Genomic DNA, 18,661 nt, shown 5'->3' with positions numbered 1-18,661 from the left:
GAAAAAACATGACAAAAAACTTATTAGTAGAATTAGGACTTGAAGAGTTGCCAGCCTACGTTGTCACACCAAGTGAAAAACAACTCGGTGAAAAAATGGCAGCCTTCTTGGATGACAACCGTCTTTCATACGAAAGTATTCAAACCTTCTCAACACCTCGCCGCTTGGCAGTCCGTGTCATTGGTTTGGCTGATCAGCAATCTGATTTGACAGAAGATTTTAAAGGACCTTCTAAGAAAATCGCCTTGGATGCAGAAGGTAACTTCTCAAAAGCGGCGCAAGGCTTTGTCCGTGGAAAAGGCTTGACTGTAGACGACATCGAATTCCGTGAAGTTAAGGGTGAAGAATACGTCTACGTGACGAAACATGAAGCTGGAAAACCTGCCAAAGAAGTCTTGGCTGGCGTTCCAGAAGTGCTTGCTTCATTGACTTTCCCTGTTAGCATGCACTGGGCTAACAACACCTTCGAATACATCCGCCCTGTTCACACCTTGACAGTTCTTTTGGGCGACGAAGCGCTTGACCTTGATTTCTTGGATATCAAGTCAGGTCGTGTGAGCCGCGGCCACCGTTTCCTCGGTCACGAAGTGGAAATCACCAATGCAGATTCTTATGAAGAAGACCTTCGTACCGTTTACGTCATTGCCGACAGCAAAGAACGTGAAAACATGATTCGTGAGCAAATCAAAGCTATCGAAGCAGAACAAGGCGTGCAAGTGCAAATCGAAGAAGGACTTTTGAATGAAGTCTTGAACTTGGTGGAATACCCAACTGCCTTTATGGGAAGCTTTGACACTAAATATTTGGACGTTCCAGAAGAAGTCTTGGTGACCTCAATGGAAACCCACCAACGTTACTTTGTTGTACGTGACCTTGATGGTAAGTTGAAACCAAACTTCATCTCCGTCCGTAATGGGAACGCTGAGCACTTGGAAAATGTCATTCGAGGAAATGAGAAAGTCTTGGTGGCACGTCTTGAAGACGGTGAATTCTTCTGGCGTGAAGACCAAAAACTTAAGATTGAAGACCTGGTTGCTAAATTGGCCAACGTAACCTTCCATGAAAAAATTGGTTCTCTTTCAGAACACATGGCCCGTGCTGGTGTCATTGCGGCATCATTGGCTAAACAAGCTGGTTTGACTGCTGAAGAAACGACAGCCGTAGCGCGTGCAGCGGAAATTTACAAATTTGACCTCTTGACGGGTATGGTCGGAGAGTTTGATGAATTACAAGGAATTATGGGTGAAAAATATGCCCTTCTCGCTGGTGAAGATGCAGCCGTTGCGACAGCTATTCGTGAGCACTACCTTCCTGATTCAGCGGATGGAGCTCTTCCAGAGACTAAGGTTGGTGCTATCCTTGCCCTTGCGGATAAATTGGATACCCTTCTTTCCTTCTTCTCTGTTGGCTTGATTCCATCAGGTTCAAACGACCCTTATGCGCTTCGTCGTGCAACACAAGGGATTGTCCGTATCTTGGATGCCTTTGGTTGGCACATCCCTATGGATGAGTTGATCGACAGCCTTTATGGACTTTCATTTGATAGTCTTTCATATGACAATCAAGCAGAAGTGCTTAACTTCATCAAGGCGCGTGTAGACAAGATGATGGGACGTACTTCAAAAGACATCAAAGAAGCTGTACTTGCTGGTTCAAACTTCGTTGTTGCGGATATGCTTGAAGCAGCAAATGCCCTCTCAGAAGCTGCTAAGACGGATGGTTACAAGGCGGCTGTCGAGTCACTCTCTCGTGCCTTCAACTTGGCAGAAAAAGCAGATGCCTCAGTAGCAGTCGATACTAATCTCTTTGAAAATGACCAAGAAAAAGCTCTTGCTCAAGCAGCAGAAAGTCTCGAATTGACAGGATCAGCTAGCGATAAATTGGCTCAACTCTTTGCTCTTAGCCCAGTTATCGATGCCTTCTTTGACAATACCATGGTCATGGCAGAAGATGAAGCTTTGAAGAATAACCGTTTAGCTATTCTTGCTAGTCTAGTAGCAAAAGCCAATAAAGTCGCTGCCTTTAACCAATTAAATACAAAATAAGGTGAGTTTGTCCTAAGTTTTCTTGGGATAACTAGAAAGGACTTAACATGACACCAGAAAAAATTGCTCGTATCAATGAGCTTGCTAGAAAGAAAAAAGCGGAAGGTTTGACTCCAGAAGAAGAAGTGGAACAAGCCAAACTTCGTGAAGAATATATCGAAGGTTATCGTCGCTCCGTTCGTCACCACATCGAAGGGATCAAAATTGTTGACGAAGAAGGAAACGATATTACACCTGAAAAGCTTCGCCAGGTACAACGTGAAAAAGGTTTGCACGGACGTAGCCTTGATGATCCCAAATCATAAAACCAAAAGAATAGGAGCTTGGAGATGTCTGAGCTCTTGTTCTACTTCGAAAGATTCTGAATATTCCGAATAAAAAATTGACCATTTGCTAGAAAAATGGTAAAATGTAGGTTATGTGAAAAATAACACGAGTTAATGAATCGTGTTAAATAGAATTGGAGTGAAAAAACATGTCGCAAAAGCAACATCACAAAGAAGACGACAACCAGACTGAAAATGGGATGGTACGTGGTCTTCAAAACCGTCACGTTCAGCTAATTGCCATTGCTGGTACGATTGGTACAGGTCTCTTTCTAGGAGCAGGGCGTTCCATTTCCCTAACAGGCCCTTCCATTATTTTTGTTTATTTGCTGACTGGTGTCTTCATGTATTTCATGATGAGAGCTATCGGTGAGATGCTTTATATGGACCCCAACCAACATACCTTTATCAACTTTATTACCAAATATCTTGGTAAGGGTTGGGGCTTCTTCTCAGGTTGGTCCTACTGGGTATCCTTGGTATTCCTTGGGATGGCAGAAATCACTGCCGTAGCGACCTATGTGCAATATTGGTTTCCTCACTGGCCAGCTTGGGAGATTCAGCTAGTCTTCCTACTGATCTTAAGTTCCGTTAACTTGATTGCGGTGAAAATCTTCGGAGAAGTAGAGTTTTGGTTTGGGATGATTAAAATCATCACTATCTTGGCTCTGATTGCTACTGGTATCTTTATGGTAGCGACTGACTTTAAAACACCGGCTGGACATGCTAGTCTGGCCAACATTACACAAGGCTTCCAAATGTTCCCTAAAGGATGGGTAAGCTTTGTAATGACTTTCCAAATGGTCTTCTTTGCTTATCAAGCCATTGAGTTTGTCGGTGTCACAACATCTGAGACCGCAAATCCACGTAAGGTCTTGCCTAAAGCCATTAAGGAAATCCCAGTGCGTATCGTCATCTTCTATGTGGGTGCCCTCATTGCTATCATGGCTATCTTCCCATGGCAACAACTTCCAGTTAATGAATCACCATTTGTAACAGTCTTCCAAATGGTTGGTATCAAGTGGGCGGCAGCCTTCATTAACTTCGTTGTCTTGACAGCAGCAGCTTCATCTTTGAACTCAACGCTTTACTCAACAGGTCGTCACCTTTTCCAAATTGCTAAGGAAACACCAAATAGTAAAGTGATGAAGACGTTGAAATTGGATACCTTGTCACGTACAGGGATTCCTGCTCGTGCCATCATTGCTTCAGCAGTTGTGGTATGTATCTCAGCCTTCATCAACATCTTACCTGGTGTATCAGATGCCTTCTCTTTGATTACAGCATCATCATCAGGGGTTTACATTGCTATCTATGTTTTGATTATGCTTGCTCACTGGAGATACCGTCAATCTAAAGAGTTCTTACCAGATGGCTTCCTTATGCCAGCCTATAAGATTTTAAACCCAGTGACAATTGCTTTCTTCTTGTTTGTATTTGTTTGTCTCTTCTTACAAAAATCTACTTATATCGGTGCGATTGGAGCGACAATCTGGATTATTATCTTCGGTATTTATAGTAACTGGAAACACAACAACTAAAACATGTTTAACTCACCCTTGTGGTGAGTTTTCTTGTGTCACAAAAAAGACACAGGGTACTTGTACTGTGTCCAAAAGCTTATTTAAGCGAGGCTTTCTTGATGAAAGAAGCCACCCCATAGCCCTTTGTTGCGATGGAAAATAGCAGGTCTGTGATCGTTATGCGAACGGCCATTAATATCGAGTTTGGCCCATTCAAGCGCCTGGTGGGCGTTACGATCAGAGACTGTCGATGTGCCAATGTAGCTGTAAATTCCAGCCTTTCTGAGAATAAATCCCTGAAGCTGACGAATGTGTTCATCGTTGAGCGACTCTGAAAATTGAATCTTAACCGTTTTGTAGGTAAGGGTCTGAACTGATTCAACGACAGGGGATTCAGCCAAGAGGTATAGTAGTTCTTGGTGTTGAGCAAAATATCTATCGTAGTCCATGGGAAGAATAATCGTATGGGCAATCCAATCTTCCAAATTAGCTTTAGCCTTTTGGCTAAGACCTCTCGCTTTAATAGTGAGGTTATCTATATGGAAAGGCAGCTGGTCGATGTGAGTCATTTTTGAACCATAAGCCTTTCTGAAAAGCGGTGTACTTGATAGAATATGACCAGTAGGTGACATGATAGCCAGGGCTGTTTCCTTGGTTTGATAACCAAGATTATGACATTCCATGCTAGCGTAAGTGTCTTTAAATTCAATAATTGCTCTTGTTTTCATCGTGTAACTCTCTTTCTGTTAGTTTATAAACTAACAATAGTTTATCACGAGTCCTTAACGAGGTCAAGAATTAACCTCCAAAAATAAAAAAATTTCAAGTCATCAAAAAACTTCGAGAATCAATTTCCCGAAGTTTTTTTACTAGAATTTGTAGTCTTTCACAATTTTGATGGAGTTAACCGTTACCGTTTCTTTTGGTTTGTTGTTTTGATCGACTTCAAGATTGGCAATGGTATCAACGACATCCATCCCTTTGATGACTTGTCCAAAGACGGTATATTTGGTATCACCGGCTGGGTATCCACCTTTTTTTGTAGGCGTCAATAATAGGTTTTGGATAACCAGCACTTGAAAGTTGTTTACTTTGGTCATCCTTGTTTTGAACGATGAAGAATTGGCTACCATTTGAATCCTTAGCACCAGTATTTGCCATGGCAAGCGCTCCTCGAATGTTGTAGAGGAATGGTGTTGGCTCAAGAGCGAAGCCTTTCTTCCAGATAGATTCGCCACCAGTACCGTCACCTTTAGGGTCACCACTTTGAATCATAAAGTCTTGGATGACACGGTGGAAGGTAAGACCGTCGTAGTATTTATCCTTGGCATGCTTCAAGAAGTTTTCAGAAGCCTTAGGAGCCAGAGTAGGGAAAAGCTTAACAGTTATATCGCCCTTTGATGTCTGGAGGATAACTTCAGCCTCGTCCTTTCCAACCTTGTCTGACAATTGAGGGAAGGCATCTTTACCAGATTTTTGAGCTTTTTCTAATTGTTTCGTGTATATCTTGTTGTCAACGTAGGCATCTCCACGAATGGCACGTGCAATATTTTCACGGTAGACAAATCCTAAGCAAGCAATAACAAGTACAAGGACTAAGAGAATGTACTTTTTAATGTTTTTCATATATAACTCCTTTGATGCATTATACCTATTATTGTAGCAGAAAAAACCTTTTGGGAAACGGTTAACAGAGGTTTGTAATTATGGTAAAATAGAAACATCAACAAGAAAATGAACAGGGACTAGATATAGGGAAAGGTTGTTTCACTCAAACAGCGAGCGAGGCATAACTTTTGAAAGACGTAGGATGCTCACGGATAAGCAAGCTGTGTGTCTATGTTTTACTTATGGAAAACGTCACTAAGCTGAGGGGTCCATTTGTTTGCATTTCTTGAAAAAAGGAGATTTTTATGTCAACTAAAGCAGAATGGGCTGAACTCTTTGAGTCGGTTCATGGGCGCAAACCTAGCCCTCAAGAATTTTTGGACGCTAAAGCAGCTGATTTTGATACTAGCGCTTTGATTGCTCAAGCGGCATCTACAGATGCCCCAGCTGAGGAGGTTGCTACTGAAGAAGCACCTGCAGCACAAGTCGTTTCAGATACTGAGGAAGTTGCTCAAGAAGACGATATCGCTGATGTTGCTGAAACAGCTGAAGATGCTGTAGCTGAACAAGTAAGCAATGAATCACCATTTGGAACAGCAGCCTTCTCAGAAGCGCCTGCTCAACAACCAACACCACAATTTGATTCAAGCATGTTTGAAAAGGCTTCTATTCCGACAACTCAAGGATTTGGAGCAGTTCCTAATCCAGCACCTAGCTCAGCAGATAAACCTGTCTTCAACCTTATCTTGCCGATTGTTGCGATTGCCCTTTCAGTAATCTTTGCCATCTTGTCATGGTTTGTTAGTCCTGCTTGGCTCTTCATCATCTTGACAGTCCTTGCCCTAGCTTTGGCGGTGGTTTCACTTATCTTTAGCCTTAAATCAAGCAAGAAATTGCTCTCTATCATTGCAACGGCAGTAGCTGGAGTCATGCTCTTTGTCTCTATTGGTGGTTTGATTTTCCAAATTTCTCAAAACTCAAATGACAATGCAGGCTCAAGCAAAACATCAAAAGTTGCTGACAAAGATGATGAAGATGATGACAGCGATTCAAAATCTGATTCAAAATCTAATTCAAAATCTAATTCAAAAGGTGACTCAAAATCTGATTCAAAATCTGACTCAAAAGGTGATAGCACTGACGTCAACGATTACATTGACAAAAATGCTAAATTTGACTGGAATGAATCTAAGTTCAAGAAATTGAAAGCTGGAAAAGACTCTGCTAAGTCAATTATGAAGACTTATGGTAAAGCATCAGATGCCCAAATGTCAGGTGATGACTTGAGCATGACTTATTCTGGCAAAGACTATAGTGAACATGTTTACCTAACCTTTAAGAAACAGTATGATGGTACCTTTATCTTGTCACATGCTTCAGGAAACTTCCCTACAGATGCTGTACAAACTGATGACTCATACAAATCTGACTGGACGAAAGAACAGTTTGATGCTCTTAATAAGGGAGATTACAGTAATCCATCAAACGGAACAAAACTCGAAGATATCCTTAAGGATCACCCTAAAGCTTCAAACGCTGAGTACACCATCTCAACCGTTCGTGAAGGTGAGTTCAAGAAAGAATTGAGCGTTTCTTATAACGACTTTAAAGCTGAAGATGGTAAACTTAAGAGTGTTTACTTGTCATTTGACACTACAGAAGATGGTGATACATTCTACCTTACTTATAAATCAGGTCCAGATGGCGATTAATTAAGCTGATTAAGGAAACAGGAGGGGAGACCTTCCTGTTTTTTCGTAATAAAAGGAGAAAACTTTTGAAATTCTTGAATTACACATATGAGCAAAGTCAGTCTATTGTCACTAAGGAGACTGTAGAAAAACTCAATCAAAAAGGTAGCTGGAAACGTTTTATTGGTTTATTTATCACTTCAATCCTTCTTTACTTTTCTTCTATTGCCACACCGATGTTTATAAAGGGCTTGACCGTTGAACAAGATCCTACATTTTCTTGGATTCAGTGGCCCATGATTATCTTGTATGTAGTCATGTATCTGGTCTATCTGCTCTTTTCAATAAGGCACAGAAAAAGCCCGATGAAGCTGAAATTTTGCACCTACTTTTATATGGTGATTTTACTTGCTATCTTTACGGTATGTGCTGGTATAATGATGATGACACGACGAAATATTGTCAGTATATTATCGGGTGTCATGTTTCTTCTTTCCATTTATTATTTGATTCGAACGGTTCCCCGTAAACTGAAAGAAGCCGTTCAAAATCAGACAGAGTTTAGCCCCATGGTAGCACTTGTGACTGAAAAGATTTCGGATGGCTTGGTCTTTTTAGGTGGAACGGGGATTACAGCCGGACTTGTGCTGTTTGACCGCTCCACTGGGAGTAATTTAAGAGGGAGCATTGATGCGGTGTTGTTGCCTATCATGCCTGCCATATTTGTCTTTGCGACTTATGTCTTTTCCATTGATTTGCTACGAGGGTATTACCTCTTTAAATATTCTGAACAATATAGAGAGCAGTTTGGCTACTCAGCTAAGGACTGGTATGGAGAGAAGTCGAAGGAGTATAGGAGGATGCTGGGTTAGGGTGCTTCGAGAAGACCAACAGGTTTTGAAGTGAATTATAAGATTGATGGGGAAGAATTTTCTAAAAAATTACCTAATATAAATGGAGAATAAAAATGAAACAATTTGAAGATAAATTTATGGAAGTTCAGGCTAGTATGATTTCGCTTGCATCGGAATATGTTCGTGCTCAAGCTGAAAAGATATTTATCTATGCAATAGCTGATAGCTTATACAGTTTCAATGTGTTTTATAAAGTTAATGGACATGTTGTCCATAAACATGAAGTGAACGAATATTTACAAGAAGGTTTAAAAATAGATACCACCTTACAGACTTCATTGTTAAGGGAAGGAGTGAAAGATGTAAAAAACATGGTTAAAGTTTGCGGTGAATATCATCGTGAACATCCCACAGAAATGTGGCTCGTCTACGATGCTGAAACGAATAGTTTGAAATCGAAGTATAGTTATGAGGGACGATACGATAAGGATGAAGAGTTGTTGCCTCGAAAAGAATTTGAAAAATGGTTTGAGGAAGTTAAAGAGAGTCAAGAATAGGTAGTAGCATTAGAATTTAACCACCTCTGAGGTGGTTTTCTTGTGGCCTGGAGATGGTATAATTGAATAGTTGGCTATTGTCTAAAAGCTAGACGACTTTGCTCGTGGTTTGGCTCGTGTTGGGACTTGAGGTGCTGGTCTTAGCAAGGATATCGCTCTGAGTGTCAAGAACAAGTTGACTCACCTCGGTGCGAACGTTTCTGATGACCTTGCCCGTCTGTCAGGAAAGGTTGAGGATGCCTTTGCCTATGCGGATGGTGCTGTCTCAAAGAATATCGGTAAGCACAATGCTCGTGTCTATCAGTCAAATGGTGGCAACTGGGATGAAGTGGCGTCTGGAATCCTTGGTGGTTCAGGTGCAGGACGTAAAGCAGCCGCAGAGTTTAGCGACGATGCTAACCAGGCCCTTGCCAAACATGGTGATGAAGTCAGCCAAGCCCTCAAAGAAACTGGCGAACAATCAGGCAAACGTGCAAGTGCAGAATTTGGTGGCGAAGCAAGTCAAGCTCTTGCCAAACATGGCGATGAAGTCAGCCAAGCTCTCAAAGAAACTGGCGAACAAGCTGGTAAGCATGCAAGTGCTGAGTTTGGTGGTGAAGCTGTGGAGAACAGTATTGGGCACAACAATACTGTTTCAGACGCTTTTCAAAATAGTCCTGAGGTTCATTGGGATGGTACTAAGTGGGAAAGTCATACCGATGACATTCATCGAAAGATGCTTGAAGATAATGTGCCATTGACTTCTGAAGTGCACACTATTGATGAAATTGCCAAGCAACAGGCAGAAATCTTAAAAGTTCAGAATGGTGAAGAAGCCCTATCAACAAATCTTAAGAAGGGTAACTTCGGTGAAATGGTTCAGGATGAGTACTATCGTCAGTTTGGTTACGACCGTATAAGCAAAGATATGGTAACTGATCTTGGTGAGGGAGGTCACCAAGGAATTGACGGTGTTTATTACAATCCTAATGGTCATCCACCGTATATCATCGCTGAAGCGAAGTATAATACATCAAGATTGAGCAAAGGATTAGCAGACGGAACTGATCAGATGGATTATGAATGGATTGATAAACGCTTAGAACAAGCGGTTGGTGAGGAACATGTAGCAGCTATTCAAGATGCTGTGGAATTTGGTGATGTCCAAAGTCATCTGTTTAATCTTAAACAAGGCGGGCATATCATTATTAATCAGTTGGATGATATGGCTAAGAAAATAAAATGAGGAATATGATGTTTAGAGATAAATATAAAGATGTAGAGTATTTTGAAAAAAGACTAAATTTTAATTTGAAAACATTTGAGAGGAGAGAAGGAAAAGAACACAAAGAACGTGTCTTACCGCAATATATAAATAAATATTATTTAACTCAGTCGGGTTATGCTGAAAAATTATTACGAATAAATTATTCTCTAGGACATTCCCTAGATGAAGTATTTAAATGGTTTAAAATTAGTCTCAATTATTATCAGAAATACTATCAAACTAGAGGGAGTATTTACACATTAATTGATTACCTATCTCTTGCTGTTCTGTTCGAAGACCGCAAAGAAGAATTTATCGAAGATGTTGAGAAAATCTTTAGTAAGTATCTGTCTTTCGTAGATTCGGGCGAGCAGTATGAGGACGGCTTTATCGAAACACTTGCCCTCTACTTGTTAAAGGGCGATGTTGAGAATTTCCATTCTCATTTGGAATACCTGAATATGATTGGAGACGATGCGGATAGTGTCATCGAGGCGCAGAAGTTCTGGTATTATGCTCACTCTGAGGCATCGTGGTACGGTACACATAAGACAGAGGATGCTTACTACGGTTACTGGAGTTTTGATACAGCCGCACTCTGTAAAATCCGTGGCATCTATGACCAACGCTTCAAAGACTTGGATTTTTTCCCTTATGACTTGCTAGTTCAAGAAGAACAGTAACATTGACTAAACCACCCTCGAGGTGGTTTTCTTTCATCCATTTTCTATGAGATAGCTTGTCACTTAAGCACTTCAGGCAGTCTCAAAAAATTCTCTCTTATATCCGACCTTATTTTCATAAGACCAGATTAAAGTATGATAAAATAAAGAAAAAGAGATAAAGGAGTCAGCTATGGCAACTAGAGAAGAATGGGTGCGTCACTTTGAGGACGTAAATGGTCGTAAACCAAGTCCTGAGGAGTTTATGGAGGCCAAGAAAGAGGATTTTGTCATCGCTACTGAGGAGGAAGTTGCCCAAGTGTCTGAGCAAGTTGAAGCTCAGCAGGTGGATAGTTCTGCAGCTACTGAAGAGGTGTCTGCTGACTCAGAAGCGCAACCAGCTGAAGGTCCAGTGGTACTTGAGGAGGAAGCTCCTAATCACATGCCTGAGTTGAATCTGGAGAAAGAGCAAGAAATAGAGGCTCCAAAGGCAAGTCAGATACCTCTGGAAAACCCTTATTACAAATCTAAAGAAGTCAAAAATAATACTTTTGTCAACATCGTTCTTCCGATTATTATCCTAGTCTTGGGGCTTATATTTGCCGTTTTGGCTTGGACACTTCCAATCGGTTTCATCTTTACCTTCTTTGCTTTCTTCCTTATCATTTTGGCGATTGTGACTATGGCGCTGAGTGTGAAGTCAACACGCAAGACCTTATCTATCATCGCTCTGGTTATGTCAATCATCTTCTTTACGACGTCACTTAGTGGAACAGGCTATCAAGTGGTCAAGTATATCATTAAACATGCCGATCAGTTTGAGGCTGATAGTCGTTACAGAGCAAATGAATACATTGATAAAGATTATAAATTTGACTGGACAGAGGATCAGTTTAAGGAGTTGAAGGTTGATTCTTTGACTTTGGATGAGGTCCTAGATGCTCACGGTAAGGCTACGGATGCCGAGTGGGGCAATGATGGTGAGACACAGACACTAGATCTTACTTATGCAAAAGAGGGAAGGGGTAGTGATAACTTTGTCCGTTTGACCTTCAAGTCTAAAGATGGTACTTACATCCTAGAGCATGCTTCTGCAGACTTTGGCTATGATAAAGTTAAGGAAGTTAGTGACTATCAAAGCAACTGGACAAAAGAGGATTATGATAAGCTAACGGTGGGTACGCAAGCAGACTTGCTTAAGGGAACACGCCTCTCAGATGTTGTCTCAAACCACTCTGAGGCTAGCTTTAGTACGCATGAGCTGACTCAGACTGATGAGGGAGACCTCACTCAAAAAGTATCGCTTAGCTTCTACGATTATAGTCCCGACAGTGGTAAACTTAAGACAGTTCACTTAACGTTTGACTACGACAAACGTGAAAACGAGTACTTCTTAACAGATAAATCAGATGAATAAGGCTACTTTCTTAGCCACTCAAGCCCGGGGTCGCCTGGGCTTTTTTAGTCTCAACAAAAGAAGATAAAATTTGGTATAATAGAAATGATTGATTTTTCAAGAAAGAAGTGTCACACATGAACATACAACAACTACGTTATGTGGTAGCTATTGCCAACAGCGGTACCTTCCGTGAGGCTGCCAGCAAGCTCTTTGTGAGTCAACCTAGCCTTTCGGTAGCAATTAAGGATTTGGAGCAAGAGCTGAATTTTCAAATTTTCACCCGTACAACGACGGGGGCTGTCTTGACCAGTCAGGGAATGACTTTTTACGAGCGTGCGCTTGAAGTGGTGCGCAGTTTTGATAGTTTTGAAAATCGCTATCTCAATGCTTCTGAGAAGGGCAATCAGTTTTCGATTGCCAGCCAGCACTATGACTTTTTGCCGCCTTTGATTACGACTTTTTCAGAGCGTTATCCTGATTACAAGGATTTCCGTATCTTTGAGTCTACGACCATTCAGATTTTGGATGAGGTAGCCAAGGGACACAGTGAGATTGGGATTATCTATTTGAATCGTCAAAATAGCAAGGGAATCCAGCAAAATGTAGACAAGCTAGGTCTTGAAACTATTGATTTGATTCCATTTAAGACGCACATTTATCTCCGTAAGGGGCATCCGCTGGCTAAAAAAGACAGTCTGGTTATGGATGACCTGGTAACCTTGCCTACGGTGCGTTTCACTCAGGAGAAGGACGAGTACCTTTACTATTCTGAGAACTTTGTGGATACGACGGATTCGTCTCTCATGTTTAATGTGACGGACCGTGCGACTTTGAACGGTATCTTGGAGCGTACAGATGCTTATGCGACGGGGTCAGGTTTCCTAGATGCACAAAGTGTAAACGGCATTACGGTTATTCCGCTAGAGGACAATTTGGACAACAAGATGGTGTATGTCCGCCGTAAGGGAATTAGCTTGTCGTCTTGTGCCCTTAAGTTTGTCAATGTTATGTTTGACTACTTTGACACTTATAAACCATAGGAGGACTTATGCGTAAGGTTGTGATTCCTTTGGCTATTCTGGCCCTGATTGGTTTGGATCAGTGGGTCAAGCATTGGGTTGTGGCAAATATTGCTCTAAACCAAGTCATCAAGGCTATACCGGGACTTTTTAGTTTGACCTATCTACAGAACCGTGGTGCCGCCTTTTCGATTTTACAGGATCAGAAATTTTCTTTGTGATTTTGACGGTTCTGGTGATTGGTGCGGCTCTGGTTTATCTGGTTAAGAATTATCAGAAGAGTCTTTGGCTGGTCCTATCTTTGGTTTTGATTATCTCAGGTGGTATTGGAAACTTTATTGACCGTGTGCATCTAGGGTATGTGGTTGATATGGTTCAGCTAGATTTTATTGATTTTGCAATATTTAACGTGGCAGACTCCTATCTAACGGTGGGCGTGTTGCTCTTGATTTTAATCTTATGGAAAGAGGAAAATGGAAGTCATCATAAAAGAGGCGGGTAATCGTCTGGATAAGGCCTTGGCAGATTTGACAGAATTGTCACGCAGTCAGGCCAATGAAGCCATCAAGGCTGGAACGGTCTTGGTTAATGGTAAGTCGGCAAAGGCTAAGTATGCGGTTAAAGAGGGTGATGTCATCACCTATGAATTGCCAGAAGAAGAGGTCTTGGAGTACAAGGCTGAAGATATTCCTTTGGATATTATCTACGAAGATGCGGATGTGGCAGTCGTTAACAAGCCTCAAGGCATGGTGGTCCATCCATCAGCTGGTCACACATCTGGGACCTTGGTTAATGCACTCATGTATCATGTCAAGGACCTCTCGTCTATCAATGGTGTGGTTCGTCCAGGAATTGTCCACCGTATCGACAAGGATACGTCTGGTCTTCTTATGGTTGCTAAGAATGATAAGGCCCACAATGCTTTGGCGGCTGAGCTTAAGGACAAGAAGTCTCTGCGCAAGTATGTGGCTATCGTGCATGGCAATCTGCCTAACGACCGAGGCGTGATTGAAGCTCCGATTGGGCGTTCAGACAAGGACCGCAAGAAGCAAGCGGTAACGGCCAAAGGGAAGCCTGCGGTAACTCGCTTTACTGTTTTGGAACGTTTTGGCAACTATACTTTGGTGGAGCTGCAGCTAGAAACAGGTCGTACCCACCAAATCCGTGTGCACATGGCTTATATCGGTCATCCAGTGGCGGGGGATCCTCTATATGGGCCTCGTAAGACCCTCAAGGGCCACGGACAATTTCTACATGCCAAGACCCTTGGTTTCACGCATCCTACGACTGGAGAATTGGTCGAATTTACAGCAGAAGAACCTGCTATTTTCAAGGAAACTTTGGAGAAGTTGAGAGAAGCGTAACAGTTATTAAACGGATAGTCTTTCTTGGGAGGGGCGTCCGTTTTTTCTTGTAAAAGAGTCTGAAATTTGCTATAATTTACCTAATTAAATAAGTCCTTTAATCACTGTCCAGAGAGGCAGGCAAGGAGCCATGAGAAGTGTACGGGTGAACTGTACTCATATTTTTGTGTATCTCCTTGTTTTCGAGGGGATTTTTTTGTATTTAGAAAGGTTCTTTTTATGAAGAAAAAAGAGATCGTCGATGACGTAACCATGAAACGTGCCATTACACGTATCACTTATGAGATTATTGAGCGTAACAAAAATCTCGACAAGATTGTCTTGGCTGGTATTAAGACACGTGGTGTTTATATTGCACAGCGTATCCAAGAGCGCTTGAAACAGTTGGAAAACCTTGATGTGCCATTGATTGAGCTTGACACTAAGGCTTTCCGTGATGATGTTAAGGCTGAGCAAGACACATCTGTTTTCCCTATTGAAATTGATGGTACAGATGTTATCCTTGTGGATGATGTGCTCTACACAGGTCGTACGATTCGTGCAGCTATTGATAATATCGTTAGCCATGGACGTCCGGCGCGTGTTGGTTTGGCTGTCTTGGTTGACCGTGGTCACCGTGAATTGCCAATCCGTGCGGACTATGTTGGTAAAAATATCCCAACTAGTGAGTCAGAAGAAATCGAAGTTTTGGTCGCAGAAGTTGATGGTAAAGATAGCGTCAACATTATCGATCCAAGCTAAGTTGACTGACGGATAGGGTGAAACGCCCTTTGTATCTTGTTAATTGAACACGGGCTAAGAGCTGTGTAAAATAGATAAATCTTCCTAGAAGCTAAAGCTTCGGCGTCAGATTTCCTAATTTTACTTTGCTCTTTATACGCCCTCTGTATCTTAATTTTAAGGAGTCCTTTGATATCGTGAATAACGTAAAATATGATGTGAATGATATGCCGAAACCTGGTTTGTTGGTTGGTTTGTCATTCCAGCACTTGTTTGCCATGTTTGGTGCTACGGTGCTTGTGCCGATTTTGGTTGGGATTGATCCTGCCATTGCTCTTTTCTCATCTGGCTTGGGAACTTTGGCTCACTTGACGGTGACTAAGTATAAGATTCCAGCTTATATGGGGTCTAGTTTTGCCTACATTGCGGCTATGCAGATGCTTATGAAGTCTGATGGTATTGCGGCGGTGGCTCAAGGTGCCATGGCTGGTGGTTTGGTCTACTTGATTGTTGCCTTGATTGTTAAGTACGCAGGAAATAACTGGATTGATAAGGTCCTTCCGCCAATCGTGGTCGGTCCTATTATCATTGTTATCGGTTTAAGTCTTGCGGCTAATGCTGTTAAGGATGCGACAATGGTTAATGACACCTATAGTGTCTTCAGCCTTGTAATTTCTATGGTGACTCTCTTTGCGGTTATCCTCTTTAACATGTATGGCAAGAAAATTGTTGGTGTTATTCCAATTTTGTTGGGCTTGATAGTTGGTTATATTTTCTCAGTGGTTTTTGGTTGGTTAACGGGACATGAGTTTGTTCAATTTTCAAAAGTTGCGGCTGCTCATTGGTTCCAAGTTCCAAGCTTTGATATTCCGTTTGTGAATTACGACTTCAAGTTTTATCCAAGTGCGATTTTAACTATGGCTCCGATTGCCTTTGTGACAATGACGGAACATTTTGGCCATGTCATGGTTCTAAACAGTTTGACTGGTCGTGATTACTTCAAAGATCCAGGTCTTGACCATACCTTGTCTGGAGATGGTTTGGCACAAATCATTGCTGGTTTCTTTGGAGCTCCTCCGGTAACTTCTTATGGTGAAAATATTGGGGTTATGGCCCTCAGTAAGGTCTACTCAGTTTACGTTATTGCAGGTGCAGCAGTGATTGCGGTCTTGATGAGCTTTATCGGTAAGGTATCTGCTCTCTTGAGTTCCATCCCAACGGCTGTTTTGGGTGGTATTTCCATTGCCCTCTTTGGGGTTATCGCTGCTAGCGGTATGAAAATTTTAGTTGAACATAAGATTGATTTTGATAATAAAAAGAATCTCTTGATTGCTAGTGTTATCTTGGTATCAGGTATTGGTGGTTTGATGATTGACCTTGGTGGTCTTCAAATTACTGGTGTGGCAAGTTCGACTATTCTCGGTATCTTGCTTTACCAAATCTTGCCAGACCCTAATAAAGGTAGCAAGGATTAGTTAATCATTTTAAAAGGAAAAACTATGGCGATTGCAGATGGAAAAGTGTCACTCAAGCATTTGGTGACCATGGAAACCCTCACGAATGAAGAGGTCTTGGGCCTGATTCGTCGAGGTGGAGATTTTAAAAATGGCAGAGCTGATTTCCAGCTGGATCGACAGTATTTCGCTGCCAATCTCTTTTTTGAAAATTCAACTCGAACCCACAAGTCCTTCGAAGTGGCTGAGAAGAAACTTGGTTTGGATGTGATTGAGTTCGATGCTGGAACAAGCTCAGTGAATAAGGGTGAAACCCTATATGATACGATTTTGACCATGTCTGCTTTGGGTGTGGACATCTGTGTGGTTCGTCACTCGGAAGTTGATTACTATAAGCAGTTGATTGATAGTAGAACCATTCAGACCTCTATTGTCAATGGGGGTGATGGTTCTGGGCAACACCCAAGTCAGTGTTTGCTTGATTTGATGACCATTTACGAAGAGTTTGGAACTTTTGAAAATCTTAAGGTTTGTATTGCCGGTGACATCACTTATTCTCGTGTGGCTAAGTCAAATATGCAGATTCTCAAGCGTTTGGGTGCTCAGCTGTATTTTGCTGGTCCTGAAGTTTGGTACTCTAATGAATTTGATGTCTATGGTCAGCATGTCGCCATTGACGATGTGATTGAGGACCTGGATGTGCTCATGTTGCTTCGTGTTCAGCACGAGCGTCATGGGGATGACAAGGGATTTTCAAAAGAAGAATACCATGCTCTCTATGGTTTGACTGAAGAACGTTATGCCAAGTTAGCAGACCATGCTATCATCATGCACCCTGCTCCGGTTAATCGTGATGTGGAGATTGCTGATAGCTTGGTGGAAGCGCCTAAGGCTCGTATCGTTGCTCAGATGCAAAATGGGGTCTTTGTCCGTATGGCAATTATTGAAGCTATTTTAAATGGCAAAGCGTAAACAACGTTAACAGATTCCAGAGAGAATCAGACGAAAATGAACACGGGCTAAATCTTCGAAAAATAGCTAAATCTTTCTAGAAGCTAGAGCTTCTCTGTCAGATTTGCTTTTCATTCAGATTTTTAACGCCCTTTGTATCTTAGTGAAAGGAACAATTTACTATAATGGCAAAACGTTTACTTATTTTGGAAGACGGCACAATTTTTGAAGGTCAGGCCTTCGGTGCTGATGTGGATGTGACGGGTGAAATCGTCTTTAATACTGGTATGACAGGTTATCAAGAATCTATCACTGACCAGTCTTACAATGGTCAAATCTTGACCTTTACCTATCCACTTGTTGGTAATTATGGGGTTAACCGTGATGACTATGAATCAATCACACCTACAACTAAGGGTGTGGTGGTATCAGAGGCTAGCCGTCGTGCCAGCAACTGGCGTAACCAAATGACTTTGGATGAGTTTTTGAAGGCTAAAAACATCCCTGGTATTTCTGGTATTGATACACGTGCCTTGACTAAGATTATCCGTCAACACGGTACCATGAAGGCAACTATGGCTGATCCTGGTGACAGTATTGAGCACTTGCAAGATCAATTACGTGCCACTGTTTTGCCTACAAATAATATTGAACAGGTCTCTACTAAAACAGCTTACCCTGCACCTGGTGTTGGTAAAAACATTGTTTTGGTTGACTTTGGTCTTAAACACTCTATCTTGCGTGAATTTTCAAAACGTGACTGTAATGTGACGGTTGTCCCTCACAATATTACGGCTGAAGAAATTCTCCATCTTAATCCCGATGGTGTGATGTTGTCAAATGGTCCTGGTAACCCTGAAGATGTGCCATATGCACTTGATATGATTCGTGGCATCCAAGGTAAAATTCCAATTTTCGGGATTTGTATGGGTCACCAGTTGTTTAGTTTGGCGAATGGTGCCAAGGCTTACAAGATGAAGTTTGGTCACCGTGGCTTTAACCATGCGGTTCGTGAAATTGCGACTGGTCGTGTTGATTTTACCAGCCAAAACCATGGTTATGCTATTGACCGTGACACGCTTCCAGATTGCCTCATGGTAACACACGAAGAGATTAACGATAAGTCAGTTGAAGGTGTTCGTCACCGTGACTTCCCTGCCTTTTCAGTGCAATTCCACCCAGATGCAGCACCTGGTCCACACGATGCTAGCTATCTCTTTGATGAGTTCTTGGAATTGATTG

Annotated in this window: 16 protein-coding genes and 2 pseudogenes; 16 read left to right on the top strand and 2 right to left on the bottom strand. The window is 41.8% G+C overall.

The window, feature by feature from the left end; all coding sequences use genetic code 11:
- Positions 1–8: 8 nt before the first annotated feature.
- The 3 genes from glyS (at position 9) to HSISS2_RS05950 (ending at position 3,912) form a co-directional block, all read left to right on the top strand.
- The gene (glyS, locus tag HSISS2_RS05960; RefSeq protein ID WP_021145870.1) at positions 9–2,045 is read left to right on the top strand and encodes a glycine--tRNA ligase subunit beta; all 2,037 of its coding nucleotides are present in this window, start codon (positions 9–11) and stop codon (positions 2,043–2,045) included.
- Positions 2,046–2,092: 47 nt separating this feature from the next.
- Positions 2,093–2,350, top strand: coding sequence for a DUF896 family protein (locus tag HSISS2_RS05955; protein WP_002887595.1), 258 nt, complete (start codon positions 2,093–2,095; stop codon positions 2,348–2,350).
- Between the two features lie 170 nt (positions 2,351–2,520).
- Positions 2,521–3,912, top strand: a complete 1,392-nt coding sequence (locus tag HSISS2_RS05950; protein WP_021145869.1) for an amino acid permease — start codon at positions 2,521–2,523, stop codon at positions 3,910–3,912.
- Positions 3,913–3,995: 83 nt separating this feature from the next.
- Here the strand turns inward: HSISS2_RS05950 and HSISS2_RS05945 are convergent, their stop codons facing one another.
- Both HSISS2_RS05945 and HSISS2_RS05940 read right to left on the bottom strand, forming a co-directional pair.
- Positions 3,996–4,622, bottom strand: coding sequence for a hypothetical protein (locus tag HSISS2_RS05945; RefSeq protein WP_021145868.1), 627 nt, complete (start codon positions 4,620–4,622; stop codon positions 3,996–3,998).
- 141 nt (positions 4,623–4,763) lie between these two features.
- Positions 4,764–5,520 (bottom strand): annotated as a pseudogene (locus HSISS2_RS05940) (peptidylprolyl isomerase).
- 287 nt (positions 5,521–5,807) lie between these two features.
- Here HSISS2_RS05940 and HSISS2_RS11460 point away from each other — a divergent pair.
- The 13 genes and pseudogenes from HSISS2_RS11460 to HSISS2_RS05875 form a co-directional block, all read left to right on the top strand.
- The gene (locus HSISS2_RS11460; protein ID WP_021145865.1) at positions 5,808–7,214 is read left to right on the top strand and encodes an MFS transporter; all 1,407 of its coding nucleotides are present in this window, start codon (positions 5,808–5,810) and stop codon (positions 7,212–7,214) included.
- Between the two features lie 65 nt (positions 7,215–7,279).
- Positions 7,280–8,065, top strand: coding sequence for a hypothetical protein (locus HSISS2_RS05930; protein ID WP_021145864.1), 786 nt, complete (start codon positions 7,280–7,282; stop codon positions 8,063–8,065).
- 95 nt (positions 8,066–8,160) lie between these two features.
- The gene (locus tag HSISS2_RS05925; protein WP_021145863.1) at positions 8,161–8,604 is read left to right on the top strand and encodes a hypothetical protein; all 444 of its coding nucleotides are present in this window, start codon (positions 8,161–8,163) and stop codon (positions 8,602–8,604) included.
- A gap of 175 nt (positions 8,605–8,779) precedes the next feature.
- Positions 8,780–9,829 carry a hypothetical protein gene (locus tag HSISS2_RS11820; RefSeq protein WP_021145862.1) on the top strand — a complete coding sequence of 350 codons (1,050 nt, stop codon included), beginning with the start codon at positions 8,780–8,782 and terminating at the stop codon, positions 9,827–9,829.
- Positions 9,826–10,533, top strand: a complete 708-nt coding sequence (locus HSISS2_RS05915) for a PoNe immunity protein domain-containing protein (protein WP_276201963.1) — start codon at positions 9,826–9,828, stop codon at positions 10,531–10,533. The genes HSISS2_RS11820 and HSISS2_RS05915 overlap by 4 nt, the downstream gene beginning before the upstream one ends.
- Positions 10,534–10,705: 172 nt before the next feature.
- Entirely contained in the window at positions 10,706–11,929 is a 1,224-nt protein-coding gene (locus tag HSISS2_RS05910; protein WP_021145860.1) for a hypothetical protein, read from the top strand.
- A gap of 116 nt (positions 11,930–12,045) precedes the next feature.
- Positions 12,046–12,951, top strand: coding sequence for a LysR family transcriptional regulator (locus HSISS2_RS05905; RefSeq protein WP_021145859.1), 906 nt, complete (start codon positions 12,046–12,048; stop codon positions 12,949–12,951).
- A gap of 8 nt (positions 12,952–12,959) precedes the next feature.
- A pseudogene (gene lspA, locus HSISS2_RS05900) lies at positions 12,960–13,432 on the top strand (signal peptidase II).
- Entirely contained in the window at positions 13,404–14,294 is an 891-nt protein-coding gene (locus tag HSISS2_RS05895; protein ID WP_021145856.1) for an RluA family pseudouridine synthase, read from the top strand. The pseudogene lspA and the gene HSISS2_RS05895 overlap by 29 nt, the downstream one beginning before the upstream one ends.
- Positions 14,295–14,513: 219 nt before the next feature.
- A complete protein-coding gene (pyrR, locus tag HSISS2_RS05890; protein ID WP_002886175.1) occupies positions 14,514–15,035 on the top strand; it encodes a bifunctional pyr operon transcriptional regulator/uracil phosphoribosyltransferase PyrR in 522 nt (173 codons plus the stop codon).
- A 176-nt stretch (positions 15,036–15,211) separates the two neighbouring features.
- Positions 15,212–16,489 carry a solute carrier family 23 protein gene (locus HSISS2_RS05885; RefSeq protein WP_002889465.1) on the top strand — a complete coding sequence of 426 codons (1,278 nt, stop codon included), beginning with the start codon at positions 15,212–15,214 and terminating at the stop codon, positions 16,487–16,489.
- A gap of 24 nt (positions 16,490–16,513) precedes the next feature.
- The gene (locus tag HSISS2_RS05880) at positions 16,514–17,440 is read left to right on the top strand and encodes an aspartate carbamoyltransferase catalytic subunit (RefSeq protein ID WP_008534002.1); all 927 of its coding nucleotides are present in this window, start codon (positions 16,514–16,516) and stop codon (positions 17,438–17,440) included.
- A 164-nt stretch (positions 17,441–17,604) separates the two neighbouring features.
- Positions 17,605–18,661, top strand: a 1,057-nt coding sequence (locus HSISS2_RS05875) for a carbamoyl phosphate synthase small subunit (protein WP_042767036.1), incomplete at its 3' end; no start/stop codon positions are given.

The sequence above is a fragment of the Streptococcus sp. HSISS2 genome (genome assembly GCF_000448665.1).
In the GTDB taxonomy this organism is placed as follows: Bacteria; Bacillota; Bacilli; order Lactobacillales; family Streptococcaceae; genus Streptococcus; species Streptococcus raffinosi.
Note: the sequence above shows the minus strand (reverse complement) of the source record. Positions and strands in the feature narration are given on the sequence as shown.